The sequence below is a fragment of the Streptomyces griseoluteus genome, assembly GCF_004784465.1.
GTDB classification, from domain to species: domain Bacteria; phylum Actinomycetota; class Actinomycetes; order Streptomycetales; family Streptomycetaceae; genus Streptomyces; species Streptomyces griseoluteus.
In genome coordinates this window covers 796991-815241 of record NZ_SRRU01000001.1, presented here as the reverse complement: position 1 = coordinate 815241, position 18251 = coordinate 796991, and the positions used below count along the sequence as shown (strand labels likewise).

Below are 18251 nucleotides of genomic sequence, written 5' to 3'. Positions count from 1 at the left end.
CGCCTCCACAGGCCGCCAGACGTAGGAGAGTTGAAGAAATGGTGAAATCCGGATCATCCTTGCCGGTATGACCCTCGGAGACACCGCCATCACCACCCCCTTTCCTCCCGGTTACGCCCATGAGTGGGCGCTCGTGGACGTGGAGACCTCGGGGCTCGTCGCGCGGCGGGACCGCGTGCTGTCGGTCGCGGTCGTGACGATGGGCCCGGACGGCGCACGCACCGGCGAGTTCTCGACGCTGGTGGACCCCGGCTGCGATCCGGGGCCGGTCCACGTGCACGGGCTCACCCGCGAACGGCTCAGCGGTGCACCGGACTTCCAGCAGGTCGCCGAGGAGATAGCGGCCCTGCTGCGGGGCCGGGTGATGGTCGCCCACAACGCGCAGTTCGACTACGGCTTCCTGGACCACGAGTTCTCGCGCGCCAGGCTGTCCCTCCCGGTCTCGCGGCGACTGTGCACCCTGGCCCTTAATCGCCAGCTCGAACTACCCACACCAGACCTGAAGTTGAGCACCCTTGCCGCCCATTACGGCGTCCCGCAGACCCGGGCGCACGACGCCCTGGACGACACTCGCGTACTGGCCGGCATCTTCGGTGCCTCGCTACGGGAGTCCGCCCGCCTCGGTCTGGCGCTGCCCCTGGTGGCCTGCCCGCCCCGGCAGAACTCGCGGTTCGCGCCCAGCCCGCCCAAGACACCCTGCGCATACCGCAATCCGGGACGTCTGACGGAGGGCGGCCCGCTGGTACAGGGCATGAAGGTTGCCATTACCGGAGAGACCGCCACGGCGCGGACCGAACTGATCGCCCGCTCGGTCGCGGCCGGGCTGAACGTGATGGGGTCCGTCAGCCGCCACACCAGCGTCCTGGTCACCGACGACCCGGCCGTCCGCTCCACCAAGGCCCGTCGCGCAGCCGCCGAGGGCGTACCGGTGATCGACGAAGCCGCCTTCCTGCGCCTCCTGGGCGACGTACGACCCGGCACGGCGCACCAGGAACCGGTCGTCCCGGCTCCACGGGCGCCGAAGCGGCCCGAACCCGTCGTCCGTACGGCCGACAAACCGCTGGCCGGACGGCGCGTGCTGATTCTCGGCGGCCCACACGCCGAGGCGGCGGCCGCCCGTACTCGGCTGGTGGAGCTGGGCGGTTCGGCCGCCGTCAACCTCAGCCGAGGCGTGACCGACGTCCTGCTCCTCGCCGACGGCGACCGGGACCGCCGCATGGCGCGCGTCACCGAGCTGGGACTGCCCGTGCGGGACATCGGCTGGCTCGCGGGCACCGGGCTCCTGGACGCTCCCGGGCCCGCGGAGGAACCGTCGCACCCCGCCCCGCTGGTGCTGCCGCGCGGCGGGGTCACCGACCTGCCGGACACGACCCGGCCGTGGCACGTGACCGCGTCCTGGGCGCCGCCGGCCGACTGCGAGGTCGACGTCGTCGCCTTCGTGCTCGACGAGGACGGCCAGGTCACCTTCGACGAGGACTTCGTCTTCTACGGCGCTCCGGAGAACCCCGGCGGCACGGTGCGGCTGCTAGCCGACGGCCCGGCCGAACAGACGATCACCGTGGACCTGGCGGCGCTCCCGCCCGCGTTCCACCGGATCGTGGTGGCCGCCGCCGTGGACGGTGACCCGACCTTCGGCGAAATCGGCGCGGTCCAGGTGGCGGCAGCACCGGGCGGTGGCGACGCCCCACTGGCACGCGCCACCCTCGACGCCGCCACCACGGAACGCACCTTGCTCCTGGCCGAGCTGTACCGCCGCGGTCCGGCCTGGCGCTTCCGCGCGATCGGCCAGGGCCACGACTTCAGTCTCGCGGAGCTGGCGCGCGGCTACGGGGTGGACATCGCGGACTGAGGAGCCCCGCTCCGGAAAGCGACCGGGCTAGAAGACCGACTCCGCCTCGTCCATGCGGGACAGGGGGACCGTCTTCAGTTCCGTCACCGCCTCCGCCAGGGGGACCATCGCGATGTCCGTGCCGCGGAGGGCGGTCATGCCGCCGAACTCGCCCCGGTGGGCGGCTTCGACGGCGTGCCAGCCGAAGCGGGTGGCGAGGACGCGGTCGTAGGCGGTGGGGGTGCCGCCGCGCTGGATGTGGCCGAGGATGACCGGGCGGGCCTCCTTGCCGAGGCGGCGCTCGAGTTCGTAGGCGAGGGCGGTGCCGATGCCCTGGAAGCGCTCGTGGCCGAACTGGTCGATGTCGCCCTTGCCGTAGTCCATCGTGCCGTCGAGCGGGTGGGCGCCCTCGGCGACGCAGACCACGGCGAACTTCTTGCCGCGCGCGAACCGCTCCTCGACCATCTTGACCAGGTCGGCCGGGTCGAAGGGCCGCTCGGGCAGGCAGATGCCGTGCGCGCCGGCGGCCATGCCGGACTCCAGCGCGATCCAGCCCGCGTGCCGGCCCATGACCTCGACGACCATGACCCGCTGGTGCGACTCGGCCGTGGTCTTCAGGCGGTCCATCGCCTCCGTGGCCACGCCCACCGCGGTGTCGAAGCCGAAGGTGCGGTCGGTGCCGGAGATGTCGTTGTCGATGGTCTTCGGCACACCGACGACCGGCAGCCCGGCGTCGGACAGCATCCGGGCCGCCGTCAGCGTGCCCTCGCCGCCGATCGGGATCAGCGCGTCGATGCCGAACTCCTCGGCCATGTCGGTCGCCCGCTCGCACGCCTCGCGCAGCCGGTCCCGCTCCAGGCGGGAGGAGCCGAGGATGGTGCCGCCGAGGGCCAGGATGCCGCTGACCGCGTCCAGGTCGAGGGTGCGGTAGTGGCTGTCCAGCAGCCCGCGGTAACCGTCCTCGAAGCCGATGACCTCGTCGCCGTAGTGCGCCACGGCGCGGTGCACGACCGACCGGATCACGGCGTTCAGGCCGGGGCAGTCGCCGCCTGCGGTGAGAACTCCGATGCGCATCGTGCTGTGTCTCCTGCTCGCTGTGGGTACCGGTGAGCCGCTCCGATTCTTTCACGGCCATCGAACGGCCGACGACCACCGCCCCCACCAGCATGTTCGGACCCCCACCAGGCTGACGGGCGCCTTATCCAGGCCCGCGGGTATTGTCAAGGGGGTTCTGCTCACCTCGGGTGGGCGTTTTCTGTGCAGGCGTACGGCGACGCCGGGAAGGCGGCCGCCGTACGAGCAAGGATCGGAGAGCACGCGTGACACGCAGCGTGTACGTGACCGGGATCGACCGGGGCGACGGCCGGCAGGTCGTCGACCTGGGCGTCATGGAACTGCTGACCCGGCAGGTCGACCGGGTCGGGGTGTTCCGTCCCCTCGTCCACGACGGCCCCGACCGCCTCTTCGAACTGCTGCGGTCCCGCTACCGCCTCCAGCAGGACCCCGCGACCGTGTACGGCATGGGCTACCAGGAGGCGTCCACGCTCCAGGCCGAGCGCGGCACCGACGAACTCGTCTCCGCCCTGGTCGACCGCTTCCACCTGGTCGCCCGCGACTACGACGTGGTCCTCGTCCTCGGCACCGACTTCGCCGACACCCAGCTCCCCGACGAGCTGTCCCTCAACGCCCGCCTCGCCAACGAGTTCGGCGCGTCCGTGATCCCGGTGGTCGGCGCCCGCAAGCAGTCCGCCGAGTCGGTGCTCGCCGAGACCCGCAACGCCTACCGCGCCTACGCCGGCCTCGGCTGCGACGTCCTCGCCATGGTCGCCAACCGCGCCGCCCGCGAGGACCGCGACAAGATCGCCGACCGGCTCACCGACCGCATGCCGGTCCCCTGCTACGTCCTGCCCGACGAGCCCGCCCTCTCCGCGCCGACCGTCTCGCAGATCGCGCACGCCCTCGGCGCCAAGGTGCTGCTGGGCGACGACTCCGGCCTGGCCCGCGACGCGCTGGACTTCGTCTTCGGCGGCGCCATGCTGCCCAACTTCCTCGCCGCCCTGACCCCCGGCTGCCTGGTCGTGACGCCGGGCGACCGCGCCGACCTGGTCGTCGGCTCGCTGGCCGCGCACAGCGCCGGCACCCCGCCCATCGCCGGTGTGCTGCTCACCCTGAACGAGGTGCCGAGCGAGGAGATCCTCACCCTGGCCGCCCGTCTGGCCCCCGGCACCCCGGTGCTCTCGGTGGCCGGCACCAGCTTCCCCACCGCCGGGCAGCTCTTCTCGCTGGAGGGCCGGATGACGGCCGCCACCCCGCGCAAGGCGGAGACCGCCCTCGGCCTGTTCGAGCGGTACGTGGACACCGCCGACCTGGCCCGCCGGGTCTCCGCGCCCAGCGGGGGCCGGGTCACCCCGATGATGTTCGAGCACAAGCTGCTGGAGCAGGCCCGCTCCGACAAGCGCCGGGTCGTGCTGCCCGAGGGCACCGAGGAGCGCGTCCTGCACGCGGCGGAGGTGCTGCTGCGGCGGGGCGTGTGCGACCTCACCCTGCTCGGCCCGGTGGACCAGATCCGCAAGAAGGCCGCCGACCTCGGCATCGACCTGGGCGACTGCCAGTTGATCGACCCGGCCACCTCCGAGCTGCGCGACGCCTTCGCCGAGAAGTACGCCGCCCTGCGCGCCCACAAGGGCGTAACGGTGGAGCTGGCCTACGACGTGGTCTCCGACGTGAACTACTTCGGCACCCTGATGGTGCAGGAGGGCCTGGCCGACGGCATGGTCTCCGGCTCGGTGCACTCCACCGCGGCCACCATCCGCCCGGCCTTCGAGATCATCAAGACCAAGCCGGACTCCGCGATCGTCTCCTCGGTCTTCTTCATGTGCCTGGCCGACAAGGTGCTGGTCTACGGCGACTGCGCGGTCAACCCCGACCCGGACGCCGAGCAGCTCGCGGACATCGCGGTGGAGTCGGCGGCGACGGCCGCTCAGTTCGGCGTGGAGCCGAGGATCGCCATGCTGTCGTACTCCACCGGCACCTCCGGCTCCGGCGCCGACGTGGACAAGGTGCGCGAGGCGACCGAGCTGGCCCGCGAGCAGCGGCCCGACCTGAAGATCGAGGGCCCGATCCAGTACGACGCGGCCGTGGACGCCGCCGTGGCCGCGACCAAGCTGCCCGGCTCGGAGGTGGCCGGCCAGGCCAGCGTGCTGATCTTCCCGGACCTCAACACGGGCAACAACACCTACAAGGCCGTCCAGCGCTCGGCCGGGGCGATCGCCGTCGGACCGGTCCTCCAGGGCCTGCGCAAGCCGGTCAACGACCTCTCCCGCGGGGCCCTGGTGCAGGACATCGTCACCACGGTCGCCATCACCGCGATCCAGGCGCAGGCGCCGACCGAAAGGGCTTCCCAGCAGTGACCCGCACCCGTGTACTCGTCCTCAACTCCGGCTCTTCCTCGCTGAAGTACCAGCTCCTGGACATGCGGGACAGCAGCCGTCTCGCGGTGGGCCTGGTGGAGCGGATCGGCGAGCAGACCTCGCGGCTGCGCCACACCCTGGTGGCCACCGGCGAGACCCGTGAGCACAGCGGGCCGATCGCCGACCACGAGACCGCGCTGAAGTCGGTCGCCGAGGAGCTCGCCCGCGACGGCCTCGGCCTGGACTCGCCGGAGCTGGCCGCGATCGGGCACCGGGTGGTGCACGGCGGCATGTTCTTCACCGAGCCCACCGTCGTCGACGACTCGGTGCTCACCGAGATCGAGCGGCTGATCCCGGTCGCCCCGCTGCACAACCCGGCCAACCTGACCGGCATCCGTACCGCCATGGCGCTGCGCCCGGACCTCCCCCAGGTCGCCGTCTTCGACACCGCCTTCCACACCTCGATGCCGGAGTCCTCGGCGCGGTATGCGATCGACCCGAAGATCGCCGACCGGTACCGCATCCGCCGCTACGGCTTCCACGGCACCTCGCACGCCTATGTGTCACGGGAGACCGCGCGGCTGCTCGGCAAGGCTCCGGAGGAGGTGAACGTGATCGTGCTGCACCTGGGCAACGGCGCGTCCGCCTCGGCGGTGGAGCGCGGCCGGTGCGTGGACACCTCGATGGGGCTGACCCCGCTGGAGGGGCTGGTGATGGGTACCCGGTCCGGTGATCTGGACCCGGCCGTCATCTTCCATTTGGCCCGTGTCGGGGATATGTCCATGGACGAGATCGACACTCTTCTGAACAAGAGGAGCGGTCTGTTCGGCCTGTGCGGGGACAATGACATGCGGGAGATCCGGCGCCGCGTCGACGAGGGCGACGAAGCGGCGGCCCTCGCCTTCGACATTTACATTCATCGCATCAAGAAGTACATCGGTGCCTATTACGCCGTACTCGGGCAGGTGGACGCGGTGGCGTTCACGGCCGGCGTCGGGGAGAACGCGGCGGCCGTGCGTTCCGCGGCGGTCGCGGGCCTCGACGGCCTTGGCCTGGCGGTGGACGAGGAGCTGAACGCCGTACGGTCCGACGGGGCCCGGCTGATCTCGCCCGCGTCCGCGCGGGTGGCCGTCGCCGTGGTGCCGACCGACGAGGAACTGGAGATCGCGACGCAGACCTATGCGCTGGTCGGAAAGAAGAGCTGAGCATTACACCGCAGTAACACGCCTGAGCGCCTGTCCGCCCATTTGCATCGTCTGTATCTTCCGCCGGCCGGAATATTCCGCAGTGAAACAAACCGATAGGATCGCCTCATGCGCCGTTCGAAAATCGTCTGTACTCTCGGCCCCGCGGTCGACTCCCACGACAAGCTCGTCGCCATGATCGAGTCGGGTATGAATGTGGCCCGGTTCAACTTCAGTCACGGTACCCACACCGAGCACCAGGCGCGGTACGACCGCGTCCGGGCCGCCGCCAAGGAGACCGGGCGCGCCATCGGCGTCCTCGCCGACCTCCAGGGCCCGAAGATCCGGCTGGAGACCTTCGCCGAGGGTCCGGTGGAGCTGGAGCGCGGTGACGAGTTCATCATCACGACCGAGGACGTGCCGGGCGACAAGCACATCTGCGGTACGACGTACAAGGGCCTGCCCGGTGACGTCTCGCGCGGCGACCAGATCCTGATCAACGACGGCAACGTCGAGCTGAGGGTCGTGGACGTCGAGGGTGCGCGGGTCAAGACGATCGTCATCGAGGGCGGCGTCGTCTCCGACCACAAGGGCATCAACCTGCCCGGCGCGGCCGTCAACGTGCCCGCGCTGTCCGAGAAGGACGTCGAGGACCTCCGCTTCGCGCTGCGCATGGGCTGCGACATGGTCGCGCTGTCCTTCGTCCGCGACGCCAAGGACGTGCACGACGTCCACAAGGTGATGGACGAGGAGGGCCGCCGGGTCCCGGTCATCGCCAAGGTGGAGAAGCCGCAGGCGGTCGAGAACATGGAGGACGTCGTGATGGCGTTCGACGGTGTGATGGTCGCCCGTGGCGACCTCGCCGTCGAGTACCCGCTCGAGAAGGTCCCCATGGTGCAGAAGCGCCTGATCGAGCTGTGCCGGCGCAACGCCAAGCCGGTGATCGTCGCGACCCAGATGATGGAGTCGATGATCACCAACTCCCGGCCGACCCGCGCCGAGGCGTCCGACGTGGCCAACGCGATCCTGGACGGCGCGGACGCGGTCATGCTGTCGGCCGAGTCCAGCGTGGGCGCGTACCCGGTGGAGACCGTCAAGACGATGTCGAAGATCGTCAAGGCGGCCGAGGAGGAGCTGCTCTCCAAGGGCCTCCAGCCGCTGGTGCCGGGCAAGAAGCCGCGGACGCAGGGTGGTTCGGTGGCCCGTGCGGCGGCCGAGATCGCCGACTTCCTCGGCGGCAAGGGTCTGATCGCGTTCACCAAGTCGGGTGACACCGCCCGCCGGCTCTCCCGCTACCGCGCGGCGCAGCCGATCCTGGCCTTCACCACGGACGAGGGCACCCGCAACCAGCTCACGCTGAGCTGGGGCGTGGAGTCGCACGTGGTGCCGTTCGTCAACACCACGGACGAGATGGTCGACATGGTCGACCAGGAGCTGGCCAAGCTGGGCCGCTTCAACGACGGCGACACGGTCGTCATCACCGCGGGTTCGCCCCCCGGTGTCCCCGGCACCACCAACATGGTCCGCGTGCACCACGTCGGCGGCGGCGACCGCGACTGACGCACCCGGACAGGACCGTGGCCCGGTCCCCCTCGCTGAGGGGGACCGGGCCACGGTGTCGTGCGGCTCCCGGACGGGCTCGTGGTGGTGCTTCAGTCGGCGTACTGGTGCAGCTTGGGGATGGTCAGCGTGCCGCCGAACTGGGCGGCCTGCTGGACGGTGACGTCGGTGAAGTAGATCAGCGGGATGTTCAGCGGCGGCGGGCTGTCCGGGCTGAAGGTGATCGGGATCAGACCGAACAGCTTGCCCGAGATGCTCTCGGTGTACATGGTGGTGTCGCCGCCGCGGATCGTGGACGTCGTGCCCTTGCCGGCCTGGACGTGGTACGTCTTGCCGGACGCCTTGTCCTTCACCGTCTGGTGCAGGTCGCCGATGTCGGTGCCGTCGGAGATGACGTACTTCAGCACCTTCTTGACCTTGCCGCTCGCGGTCCGTACCTGGACGACGCCCTGGTAGTCGGCGCCCTTGAGCAGCAGCGAGCTGGCGTTGAGGTACCAGGGGTCGTCGGCGAGGAGCTGCTTGTTGTCGATGCCGCCGACGTCGTCCGTGGCCTTCTCGCAGTCCTCGGCGGCGTCGGAGGCGCTCGCGGAGGGGCTGGGGGTGGAGCTGGCCGAGGTGCTCGGCGCGGGGGTCTCCCCGGCCTTCTCACCGGCCTGCGCCGAACTCTTGGCTCCCGCTGCGGGGGCGTCGGCCGTCTTCCCGGCCGGCTTGTCCTCGTCGCCCTTCGTGGGGGCCGGGGAGGAGGCGGAGGGCGCGGGGGTGCTGGAGGCGGACGGCGCGGGCTCGGTCACGGAGGGCGTCGGAGTCGCGGACGGCGTGCCGGCCTGCTTGCCACCGGTCAGTACGTCCCCGAGGGCGTCCCCGATCGTCCCGAGCAGCCCGCCGTCGGCGCCCTTGGAACTCGCGGACGGCGCGGGGGTGCCGGCGGAGGTGTCCTTCGCGGCCGGCGCCTGCGCGGAGGGCGCGGCCGCGGGCTTCGAAGCGGACGAGGAACCGGTGGCGGGGCTGCCGCCCTTGTCGTCATCGCCGGAACCTGAATCCGGCGAGGACGCCTTGCCGTCACCCGCACCGGCCTTGTCCCCGGCGGACGCCGAGGGGCTGGGCGTGGACGGGCCGGTGCTCTTGTCCGCGGAGGGCGAGGGGCTCGCGGAGGTGCCGTCCACCTTGCCGCCCAGCGCCTCGACGCAGTCCTTGTAGTCGGCCGCCTTCTGGCTGTTGGAGGCCGGGGTACCGCCGCCGCTGTCGGCGATGGCGAGCGTGGACGTGAAACCCATGCCCATCAGTACCGCCGTCGGCATCGCCACGGAGGCGATGGCCTTCCCGGCCGGCATGTGGAGCCGGGTGAACAGCAGCTTCTTGGGGGCCGCGTGGCGGGGCCCGGTTCTCGCACGGGACCCGTCCACATCGGGCCCGTGGGTCACCTCGTCAGCCGGCACTGTGCCTCCCGTTCGCCTCGTTGGCCGGGCTCGTTCCTGACAGGTCCATCGGCGCGCTCACCGGCTCCTCGCCGCGCGGGGCGGGGACGCCGTACCGGCCGGACTCCTCCGCCTTCGCCGCCGGACCGGGCGACCAGGCGATGCCCATGGCACCGCCCACCATGGAGAGGAGGAAGCCGATGACGAAGCCGCCGAAGTTGGACACGGGGATGGACACCAGCGCGAGCAGGATCGCCGCGACGCCCGCGAACACCCGTACATGCTTCTGGAACCAGAGGCTGATGCCCAGCACGATGAGCAGCACGCCGATGATCAGCGAACCGGCTCCGGCGGTGGTGGCCATCGCCACCGTCAGATGACCGATCTGAAGATGGGCGTACGGGAAGTACATGATCGGAAAGCCACCGAGCATGACGAACAGACCGGCCCAGAAAGGCCGGGCGCCCCGCCAGGCGCGGAACTGCAGCCTCCGGCGGGTGAACTGACCGGGTGCGGCGGCAGGAGTCTCGGCGCTCATGGAAAACAGCTCCCTGGTGCGGCATTGCTGTGGTGAAGATGTGGGCCGCGGGTGAAGCGGCGGCCGGAGAGTGGACGGGCGGGGGAGCTCTCACTCCCCCGCCCGTCAGGCCGTGCCTAGTAGCACTCGGCCTTGGTGCCCGTGGACAGGCCCATGTGCAGCCCGTTGAGCTTGAAGGTTCCGGCGGTGGTGGCCCACGCCGTCTGCTTCACACCGGTCAGCTCGGCCCTGGTCGCCTCCTGGGCGAACCCGTACGGGTTCGCCTGCTTGTTGGCGATCTCACCGCTCTTGATGCCGGGACCCTTGAGGTCCTTGGCCGCGACACCGATGTTGATGTCGTGGAACGTGGCGTCAGCGCCCAGGTCCTCGACGTCGATGTACAGGTTCTCGGCCTCGACCTGCTTCTTCGGGTCGGAGCTGTCACCGGCCGTCAGCCGCAGCGTGACCGAACCGATTCCCGGGACGGGGGTGACGACCGACTGGCACATCTTGTGGATCGTGGCCTTGGAGAACGCCGACACCGCCACCGGATGCGCCGTCTTCTCGCCGCTCAGGGTGTAACCCGAGTCGACCGCGCCGTACTGCGAGAAACCGGTGCCGTTGAGCGTCTCGGCCGTCACCTTGAACGACTGACCGGACACGCTGAACGACGCGGCGAGTGCACCCTGCGCGAGGGCGACGCCTATCACGGCCGTTGCGGCGACGCTGGGCACCATGACCACAGCGAAGCGCTTCCATCTGGTCCCGCCACGCACCTGGGACTCCATATTTCCTCCTTCTCGGACGTACATCTCCTGTCCCGGAATCGCCCCAGCGGGCGGCTCGGCCGGGCAGGGATGGGAGAAGTGCTACGTCCTCGGGAAGGGGAGCGCCCGTGCTCGGCGGCACGAACCCGCACCCGAACAACCGGCGTTCACCCCCGAGCGACAACCACTGGTCGCGCCTGACGCACATCACGCACAACCTTCGGGACAGGCTTCACCGGGAAGGCGAAGACCCCCCTGCCCCAGAGCCGGCGCCACTGCCGCCGGCTCTGCTCGGTGGGGACCCAGAGTCTCCCGCTTCCCGGCCGGCTGCCGGGGTGCGGAAATGGACCGAGCGTGGCCGATCGTGGTGCATTCTCGCCGCCCGCACAAGGGGCGCCGTTACCGGCTAGTAACGGCGCGATAACCGAACAACGACCCAGCGGTCTCGGAGCGCGACAGACCGTGCCATCAGTGGGCAGAGCAAAGCCGTTGATCCTTGGACGAAGCCGGACAGATCAACGGCTGTGACTTACTCGGAGTAACAGGAGGCTGGTTTACCAAGTTTTGGTAAAGCGTGATCACTCACGCACCAGATCGGCCATTCGGCGAGCCCGGTATCAGGCGCCCCGCGCCCCGACGCGGCGTCAGAACAGCGCCCGCGCCAGGGCTCTGCGCGCGGCCACCACCCTCGGGTCGTCGGCGCCCACGACCTCGAACAGCTCCAGCAGCCGGCGGCGCACCGCGTCCCGGTCGTCGCCGGCGGTACGGCTCACGGTGTCGGTGAGCCGGCCGAAGGCGTCCTCGACATGACCGCCCACCAGATCCAGGTCGGCGGCGGCGATCTGGGCCTCCGCGTCACCGGGCTTCTCGGCCGCCTCCCGGCGCACGCGCTGCGGGTCCATCCCCTGTACGCGCTGGAGCAACTCGGCCTGCGCGAGACCGAGTTTGGCCTCGGTGTTGGCCGGGTCGTCCGCCAGCACATTGCGGTACGCCTGGACGGCACCGCCGAGGTCGCCCGCGTCCAGCGCCTCGACGGCGGCGGCCAGCAGGGCGTCGTACGGCCCCTCCGGCACCTCGGCGGCGGGGGCGGCGCCCGGAGCGGCGTCCGGGTCGACGGTCAGACCGGTCAGGCCGAAGCGCTGCTCGGCGACCTGGATCAACTGGTCGAGGGTCTCCCGGATCTGCTGCTCGTCCGCCGCGCCCTGGAAGAGGGGCAGCGCCTGTCCCGCGACGACCGCGAAGACGGCGGGAATCCCCTGGACCCCGAACTGCTGCATCAGCATCTGGTTGGCGTCGACGTCGACCTTGGCGAGCAGGAAGCGCCCGTTGTACTCGACGGCCAGCCGCTCCAGCACCGGGCTGAGCTGCTTGCAGGGCTGACACCATTCGGCCCAGAAGTCGATGACGACCGGGACTTCGGCGGAGCGCTGGAGGACTTCGCGCTCGAAGCCCGCCTCATCGACGTCGATGACGAGGTCGGCCGGCGACACCGCGCCCGCGCCGCCGTGCCGGGCGGCTTCGGCGCGCGCCTGCTCCGCCTTGGCCTTGGCCTCCTGGGCCGCCTTCACCGCGGCGAGGTCGACGACGCCGCTCATGGACATGTTCCGTGGCTGCATGCGTCCATCCTCCCCCGTTCCGGCGCATGAAGGAAAAACACGATCGTGGTCGGCGATCGCGGTCGGCGCCGGGTCCCCACCCGCGCCAGTGGTCATCGCCCGTGTACGTCCGTCACGAGCTTTCGCTACGAGTCGTAGCGTAATAGCAGTGAGGGGTTCCACGACAGTGGTTTCCGGTGATCTCCCTCACGACATGTCGAGGTGGCCGGTTAGGGTCCTCCTCATGCAGAGCCGCACCCCCGCCAGCCGTACCGGGCGCCCGCGCAGCGCCGCCGCGGATGCCGCGATCCTGGCCGCGACGCGGGAGGGGCTGGTGGAACTGGGCTGGTCCGGGCTCACCTTGTCGGACGTGGCCGCGCGGGCCGGGGTGGCGAAGACGACGCTCTACCGCCGCTGGTCGGGCAAGCACGAGCTGGTGGTGGACGCGGTGGCGGAGCTGTTCGACGAGCTGGTGCTGCCCGACCGGGGGTCGCTGGCGGCCGACATCGAGGGCGTGGTGCTCCAGTTCGCGGCGATCCTGAACCGCCCGGAGGCCAAGTGCGGGCTGATGGGCGTGGTCGCGGAGTCGACACGGGACGACGCGCTGCGCGAGCGGGTGCGCACCTCGATCGTGGAGCGGCAGAAGCGGCTGGTCCTGGCCGGTCGGGCGCGGGCCCAGGAACGGGGAGAACTTCCGCCGGAGGCCGACCCGGAGGAGTCCGCGCGCACGGTCGACCTGATCTTCGACATGGCAGCCGGCGCGGTGGTGCACCGCACGCTGGTCAGCGGCAAGCCGGCTGACGAGGAGTGGGCACGGGGCTTCACCCACATCCTCCTCCTGGGCCTCACCACCCCGGCCCCGAACCTCACCCCGCCGGGGAAGACGGTGAGTTGACGGGGGCTAGAACCCGGCCGGCTCGGTGTACACCCCCCACTCGTCGCGCAGCACCCCGCAGATCTCGCCGAGGGTGGCCTCCGCGCGTACCGCTTCGAGCATGGGCTCGATCATGTTGGCGCCGGAGCGGGCGGCGGCCAGCATGGCGTCGAGCGCCTTGCGTACGGCCGTGTCGTCGCGGGCGGCCTTGCGGTCGGCCAGGATGCGGACCTGCTCGCGCTCGACCTCGTGGCTGACCCGGAGGATCTCCAGGTCGCCGGTGACGGAGCCGGTGGCGACGTTGACGCCGACGACCCGCTTCTCGCCCTTCTCCAGCGACTGCTGGTAGCGGAAGGCGGACTCGGCGATCTCGCCGGTGAACCAGCCGTCCTCGATGCCGCGCAGGATGCCGGAGGTGATGGGGCCGATGGGGTGCTGCCCGTCGGGGTGCGCCCTCAGGCCCCGCTCCTTGATCTGCTCGAAGATCTTCTCGGCGTCCGCCTCGATGCGGTCGGTGAGCTGCTCGATGTACCAGGAACCGCCCAGCGGGTCCGCGACGTTGGCGATGCCGGTCTCCTCCATCAGCACCTGCTGGGTGCGCAGCGCGATCTCCGCGGCCTGCTCACTGGGCAGGGCCAGGGTCTCGTCCAGGGCGTTGGTGTGCAGCGAGTTGGTGCCGCCGAGCACGGCCGCGAGCGCCTCCACGGCGGTACGGACGACGTTGTTGTACGGCTGCTGCGCGGTCAGCGAGACCCCGGCGGTCTGGGTGTGGAAGCGGAGCCACTGCGCCTTGTCGGTCTTCGCCCCGTACACGTCCCGCATCCAGCGGGCCCAGATGCGCCGGGCGGCACGGAACTTGGCGATCTCCTCGAAGAAGTCCACGTGGGCGTCGAAGAAGAAGCTGAGGCCGGGGGCGAAGACGTCCACGTCGAGGCCGCGGGAGAGGCCCAGCTCGACGTATCCGAAGCCGTCCGCGAGGGTGTACGCCAGCTCCTGCGCGGCCGTGGCCCCGGCCTCGCGGATGTGGTAGCCGGAGACGGAGAGCGGCTTGTAGGCGGGGATGCCGGCCGCGCAGTGCTCCATCAGGTCGCCGATGAGGCGGAGGTGCGGCTCGGGCTGGAAGAGCCACTCCTTCTGGGCGATGTACTCCTTGAAGATGTCGGTCTGCAGCGTGCCGTTCAGCACCGCCGGGTCGACGCCCTGGCGCTCGGCGGCGACCAGGTACATGCAGAAGACGGGGACGGCGGGACCGCTGATCGTCATCGAGGTGGTGACGTCGCCGAGCGGGATGTCCCCGAAGAGGACCTCCATGTCGGCTGCCGAGTCGATGGCCACCCCGCAGTGCCCGACCTCGCCCAGCGCGCGCGGGTCGTCGGAGTCGCGGCCCATCAGGGTCGGCATGTCGAAGGCCACGGACAGCCCGCCGCCGCCCGCCGCGAGGATCATCTTGTACCGCTCGTTCGTCTGCTCCGCGTTGCCGAACCCGGCGAACTGGCGGATGGTCCAGGTCCGCCCCCGGTACCCCGTCGCGTGCAGCCCCCGGGTGAAGGGGTACTCCCCCGGCCACCCGATCCGCTCGAACCCCTCGTACACGTCCCCGCTCCGCGGCCCGTACACCGGTTCGACCGCGTCCCCCGACAACGTACTGAAATCCGCGTCGCGCTTCCGCGCGCGGTCATACCGGTCCTGCCACCGCCGGCGGCCTTCTTCGATCGCGTGAGCGTCCATACCATCGAATTTACTTGGACGTCCTAGTAAATGTCGATGGGAAACCGCCGTACGGGTGCGTACGGCGGCTGCCGGTTACGCCTTGACGGCCGTCGGGGACGGCTGCGCGACCTTGGCCTCCAGCTCGCGGCTGATCTTCCGCTCCACGAAGAACGCCGCGGTCGGGATGGTGCCCGCGATCAGTACCCAGAGCTGCTTGCCGACCGGCCACTTCGCCTTGGAGCCCAGGTCGAAGGCGAAGACCAGGTAGACCACGTACAGCCAGCCGTGGGCGATGCCGATGATCCGCGTGAAGTCGCCGGCGCCGTTCAGGTGGAGCAGGTACTTGGCGATCACGCCCAGGGTCAGCAGGACCAGCAGCACACCGGTGACGTAGGACATCACCCGGTAGCGGGTCAGCACGCTCTTCTTCATGGGTACGAGCGTAACCACGCGTTCCGGGAGATCTTGCCCCAGGGTGGCTCCCGCGCGGTCCCGCAGGTCAGGCGTCCTCGAAGTCTCCCGCCGCCACCCTCAGTGGCCGCAGGAGGGTGAAGATGTCGCCGCAGCTCTCCGCGTCGTAGGCGCCGAGGCCGAAGTCCATGGCCATGAGGTCCCGGGTGGCGGCGTCGACGACTTCGCGGCCCTTGTCGGTGATGACGGCGAGGGTGCCGCGGCCGTCCTTGGGGTTGGGGCGCTTGGCGACCAGGCCCGCCCTGACCAGGCGGTCGACCGTGTTGGTGACCGAGGTGGGGTGGACCATCAGCCGTTCGCCGATCTTGGACATGGGCAGCTCACCCTCCTTGGAGAAGGTGAGCAGCACCAGCGCCTCGTAGCGCGCGAAGGTCAGCCCGTACGGTTTGACCACGGCGTCGACCTCGGCCAGCAGGATCTGCTGGGCCCGCATGATCGAGGTGATCGCGGCCATCGAGGGCACGCTTCCCCAGCGCTGCTTCCAGAGCTCGTCGGCACGGGCGATGGGGTCGAAGGGGAGACTGAGAGGCTTGGGCACGTCATCAGACCCTACCGGCCGGTCATATCGCGGGCAGCCCTGTCTCGGCTTTCGGTCACCCGGCACCCCACGGCGAGCACCACGCAGCACCCCGTGCCCGCCACCCCCGCCAGCGCCACGGCCGCCCGCACCCCCATCACCTCGGCCACCACCCCCGCCAGTGCCATGCCGACCCCCTGGATCGTCATCAGCCCGGCGCTCAGCAGCGTCATCGCCCGCCCCCGCAGCTCCTCCGGCACCGCCCGTACGAACCACTGGTCGAGCCCGAGGGTGTACGCCGAGCACGCCCCGGCCAGCACCAGGAGCAGCAGCGAGGGCCAGAGTCCGGGAGCCAGGGCGTAACCGAGGTACGGCACCACCGCGAGGCAGAGCAGCGGCAGCACGATCCGCTCCCGCGTCGCCGCCCCGAGCCGCGCCCCCGCGAACAGCTCCCCGGCGATCGTGCCGACGGGCAGCGCGCACATCAGCAGCCCGAGCCCGGTGGAGCCCGCGCCCAGCGTGTGGGAGTAGGGGGCGGCGAGCGCCTCGGGGAACACGAGGAACATCGCGGGCACCCAGAAGACCAGCAGCAGCACCAGCACCCGCCGGTCGCCCAGCAGCGCGCGGGTCCCCCCGCCCCCCTCCGCCCGCTCCGGCCGCCCCCGGGCCGGCCGCCGCCGGGTGCCGAAGCGCAGCAGCGCGGCCGAGGCGAGGAAGGTCCCGACCGTGATCAGCAGCGCGTGCCGGGGGCTGACGACGGTCAGCAGCAGCCCGCCGGTCCCGTACCCGACGAGCAGCGCGCTCTGCGAGACGATCCGGATCAGGGACCGCCCGAGCACGAAGGCGTCACCGTCGCCGAGGACGTCCGCGAGGGTCGCCATCCGGGTGCCGGAGAACACCGGCGAGACGACGGCGACCCCGCAGCGCAGCGCCAGCAGCACCGCGACCCCCGCCCCCGGCACCACCATCACCGCCACGCACGCGGCGCACACCAGGTCGCACACCACCAGCACCCGCCGGGCCGGGAACCGGTCGGCGACCGGCGCGAGCAGGGTGCCGCCGAGGGCGTACGGCAGGAAGCCGACCGCGAAGGCGAGCGCGCTCATCAGGGGCGAGGCGGTGAGGTCGTAGACGAGGACGGACAGCGCGATCTCGCTGACGACCGTCCCGAGCAGGGACAGCACATGCGCGGCGAAGAGGGCGCGGAACTCGGGGACGGCGAGGACGTGGCGGTATCCGGTACGGGGGGCCACCGGGGCCGTGGGCGGTGCGGACATGGCGGGCAGCCTGCCGGGGGCGGGGCCGGGCGGCGTAGAGTTTCGGCTCCAGCCGAATGTCAGGGGGAGCAGCCGTGGTGTCAGGGAGGAGCAGCCGTGGCCTCGCACCTGCACTTCGGTGAGGACGACTTCCTGAACTGCCGGTTCGCCGTCTCCCCGCTGTGGGAGACCCACGACGCGGTGCGCACGCTGCGCCGCCCGGACCGGCAGGGCTACCACGTGCCGTGGCTGCGCCGCATCCGTACGGCGGCGGCCGGCCTGGACCTCGCTCCGCTGTGGCTGCTGATGCCCCGCCGGGGCCACTCCCCCGACTGGCTCGGGCCGCCGCCGATCGGCCCGGCGGCCACCTTCGAGGAGGAGATCGCGGCGGTACGGGCGGCCGACCCGGAGGCGGCCCGTGAGGACACCGCCCGCTCGCTGGCCTGCACGCCGGGCGCGCTGGCCTCGGAGCAGGGCCGGGCGTGGCTGGCGGACCCGGTGCGGATGGTGCGGGAGCTGGCGGACGCCCTGGAGGTGGCCTGGCGGGTGCTGGTGGAGCCGGAGTGGCCCCGGCTGCGGGCGCTGCTGGAGGCGGACGTGGCCTTCCATTCGCGCCGTCTCGCCGAGGTCGGCCTCGGCGCTCTGCTGCCCGAGCTGGACTCCCGGCTGAGCTGGGACGGCCGCACGCTGACCCTGCCGGGCGGGGTGTACGAGCGCCGGCTCGGCGGGCGGGGCCTGGTGCTGATGCCGAGCGTGTTCTGCTGGCCGGACGTGATCACCGGCTTCGACCCGCCCTGGCAGCCGGCCCTCGTCTATCCGGCGCGCGGTGTCGGCGGCCTGTGGGCCGAGCCGGGCACCCGGACCCCGGAGGCGCTGGTGCGCCTGCTGGGCCGCAACCGCGCGGCCGTACTGGCGGCCCTGGACGACCCGGCGTCCACCACCGCCCTGGCCCACCGCCTCGGCCTCGCCCCGTCCTCGGTCTCGTCCCACCTGTCGCTCCTGCGCGACAGCGGCCTGCTGACGGCCCGCCGGTACGGGCACCAAGTGCTGTACGAGCGGACCCCGCTGGGGATTGCGCTGGCCTCAGCGGGCTGACGGAACGCCGTCCGGCGGCCGGGACGCGCCGGTGAGCCCGAGCCGGGGTACG

15 protein-coding genes are annotated in these 18251 nt (G+C 71.2%); 6 read left to right on the top strand and 9 right to left on the bottom strand.

Annotation, left to right across the window (positions count from 1 at the left end; all coding sequences use genetic code 11):
• Positions 1 to 67: 67 nt before the first annotated feature.
• Complete coding sequence (locus E5082_RS03940) at positions 68 to 1849, top strand: DEDDh family exonuclease (protein ID WP_135789851.1); 1782 nt, start codon at positions 68 to 70, stop codon at positions 1847 to 1849.
• A 27-nt stretch (positions 1850 to 1876) separates the two neighbouring features.
• Here the strand turns inward: E5082_RS03940 and E5082_RS03935 are convergent, their stop codons facing one another.
• Entirely contained in the window at positions 1877 to 2902 is a 1026-nt protein-coding gene (locus E5082_RS03935) for an ATP-dependent 6-phosphofructokinase (protein ID WP_135789850.1), read from the bottom strand.
• Between the two features lie 245 nt (positions 2903 to 3147).
• Here E5082_RS03935 and pta point away from each other — a divergent pair, with 245 nt between their 5' ends.
• The 3 genes from pta to pyk all read left to right on the top strand — a co-directional run bounded on the left by pta (position 3148) and on the right by pyk (position 7982).
• Complete coding sequence (gene pta, locus E5082_RS03930) at positions 3148 to 5238, top strand: phosphate acetyltransferase (RefSeq protein WP_135789849.1); 2091 nt, start codon at positions 3148 to 3150, stop codon at positions 5236 to 5238.
• A complete protein-coding gene (locus E5082_RS03925; protein WP_135789848.1) occupies positions 5235 to 6443 on the top strand; it encodes an acetate kinase in 1209 nt (402 codons plus the stop codon). Before pta ends, E5082_RS03925 begins: the two co-directional genes overlap by 4 nt.
• A gap of 108 nt (positions 6444 to 6551) precedes the next feature.
• Positions 6552 to 7982 carry a pyruvate kinase gene (gene pyk, locus E5082_RS03920; protein ID WP_135789847.1) on the top strand — a complete coding sequence of 477 codons (1431 nt, stop codon included), beginning with the start codon at positions 6552 to 6554 and terminating at the stop codon, positions 7980 to 7982.
• A 92-nt stretch (positions 7983 to 8074) separates the two neighbouring features.
• On the opposite strand, the gene E5082_RS03915 is transcribed toward pyk, so the two are convergent.
• From E5082_RS03915 to E5082_RS03895, 4 genes are all read right to left on the bottom strand, one after another.
• A complete protein-coding gene (locus E5082_RS03915) occupies positions 8075 to 9418 on the bottom strand; it encodes a hypothetical protein (RefSeq protein WP_135789846.1) in 1344 nt (447 codons plus the stop codon).
• On the bottom strand, positions 9408 to 9935 hold the full coding sequence (locus E5082_RS03910; RefSeq protein WP_086695607.1) for a DUF6114 domain-containing protein: 528 nt from the start codon (positions 9933 to 9935) through the stop codon (positions 9408 to 9410). The genes E5082_RS03915 and E5082_RS03910 overlap by 11 nt, the downstream gene beginning before the upstream one ends.
• 116 nt (positions 9936 to 10051) lie before the next feature.
• Entirely contained in the window at positions 10052 to 10702 is a 651-nt protein-coding gene (locus tag E5082_RS03905) for a DUF6230 family protein (protein WP_135789845.1), read from the bottom strand.
• Positions 10703 to 11325: 623 nt separating this feature from the next.
• Entirely contained in the window at positions 11326 to 12297 is a 972-nt protein-coding gene (locus E5082_RS03895) for a tetratricopeptide repeat protein (RefSeq protein ID WP_135789844.1), read from the bottom strand.
• A 223-nt stretch (positions 12298 to 12520) separates the two neighbouring features.
• On the opposite strand from E5082_RS03895, the gene E5082_RS03890 reads away from it, so the two are divergent.
• A complete protein-coding gene (locus E5082_RS03890; protein WP_135789843.1) occupies positions 12521 to 13171 on the top strand; it encodes a TetR/AcrR family transcriptional regulator in 651 nt (216 codons plus the stop codon).
• Between the two features lie 6 nt (positions 13172 to 13177).
• Here E5082_RS03890 and icmA read toward each other — a convergent pair whose 3' ends face one another.
• The 4 genes from icmA to E5082_RS03870 all read right to left on the bottom strand — a co-directional run bounded on the left by icmA (position 13178) and on the right by E5082_RS03870 (position 17125).
• A complete protein-coding gene (gene icmA, locus E5082_RS03885; RefSeq protein ID WP_135789842.1) occupies positions 13178 to 14878 on the bottom strand; it encodes a coenzyme B12-dependent isobutyryl-CoA mutase large subunit in 1701 nt (566 codons plus the stop codon).
• A gap of 75 nt (positions 14879 to 14953) precedes the next feature.
• Positions 14954 to 15292, bottom strand: a complete 339-nt coding sequence (locus E5082_RS03880) for a DUF3817 domain-containing protein (protein WP_135789841.1) — start codon at positions 15290 to 15292, stop codon at positions 14954 to 14956.
• A 67-nt stretch (positions 15293 to 15359) separates the two neighbouring features.
• On the bottom strand, positions 15360 to 15869 hold the full coding sequence (locus E5082_RS03875) for a MarR family winged helix-turn-helix transcriptional regulator (RefSeq protein WP_135789840.1): 510 nt from the start codon (positions 15867 to 15869) through the stop codon (positions 15360 to 15362).
• Between the two features lie 11 nt (positions 15870 to 15880).
• The gene (locus E5082_RS03870) at positions 15881 to 17125 is read right to left on the bottom strand and encodes an MFS transporter (protein ID WP_135789839.1); all 1245 of its coding nucleotides are present in this window, start codon (positions 17123 to 17125) and stop codon (positions 15881 to 15883) included.
• Positions 17126 to 17221: 96 nt separating this feature from the next.
• On the opposite strand from E5082_RS03870, the gene E5082_RS03865 reads away from it, so the two are divergent.
• The gene (locus E5082_RS03865) at positions 17222 to 18199 is read left to right on the top strand and encodes a DUF5937 family protein (protein ID WP_135789838.1); all 978 of its coding nucleotides are present in this window, start codon (positions 17222 to 17224) and stop codon (positions 18197 to 18199) included.
• Positions 18200 to 18251 lie beyond the last annotated feature (52 nt).

What these genes read in the sequence shown, in the direction of transcription:
- icmA (WP_135789842.1), bottom strand. Translation starts at nt 14,878, where the DNA reads ATGGACGCTCACGCGATCGAAGAAGGCCGCCGGCGGTGGCAGGACCGG.
- E5082_RS03905 (WP_135789845.1), bottom strand. Translation starts at nt 10,702, where the DNA reads ATGGAGTCCCAGGTGCGTGGCGGGACCAGATGGAAGCGCTTCGCTGTG.
- pyk (WP_135789847.1), top strand. Translation starts at nt 6,552, where the DNA reads ATGCGCCGTTCGAAAATCGTCTGTACTCTCGGCCCCGCGGTCGACTCC.
- E5082_RS03870 (WP_135789839.1), bottom strand. Translation starts at nt 17,125, where the DNA reads ATGTCCGCACCGCCCACGGCCCCGGTGGCCCCCCGTACCGGATACCGC.
- E5082_RS03880 (WP_135789841.1), bottom strand. Translation starts at nt 15,292, where the DNA reads ATGAAGAAGAGCGTGCTGACCCGCTACCGGGTGATGTCCTACGTCACC.
- E5082_RS03895 (WP_135789844.1), bottom strand. Translation starts at nt 12,297, where the DNA reads ATGCAGCCACGGAACATGTCCATGAGCGGCGTCGTCGACCTCGCCGCG.
- E5082_RS03910 (WP_086695607.1), bottom strand. Translation starts at nt 9,935, where the DNA reads ATGAGCGCCGAGACTCCTGCCGCCGCACCCGGTCAGTTCACCCGCCGG.
- E5082_RS03890 (WP_135789843.1), top strand. Translation starts at nt 12,521, where the DNA reads ATGCAGAGCCGCACCCCCGCCAGCCGTACCGGGCGCCCGCGCAGCGCC.
- E5082_RS03935 (WP_135789850.1), bottom strand. Translation starts at nt 2,902, where the DNA reads ATGCGCATCGGAGTTCTCACCGCAGGCGGCGACTGCCCCGGCCTGAAC.
- E5082_RS03940 (WP_135789851.1), top strand. Translation starts at nt 68, where the DNA reads ATGACCCTCGGAGACACCGCCATCACCACCCCCTTTCCTCCCGGTTAC.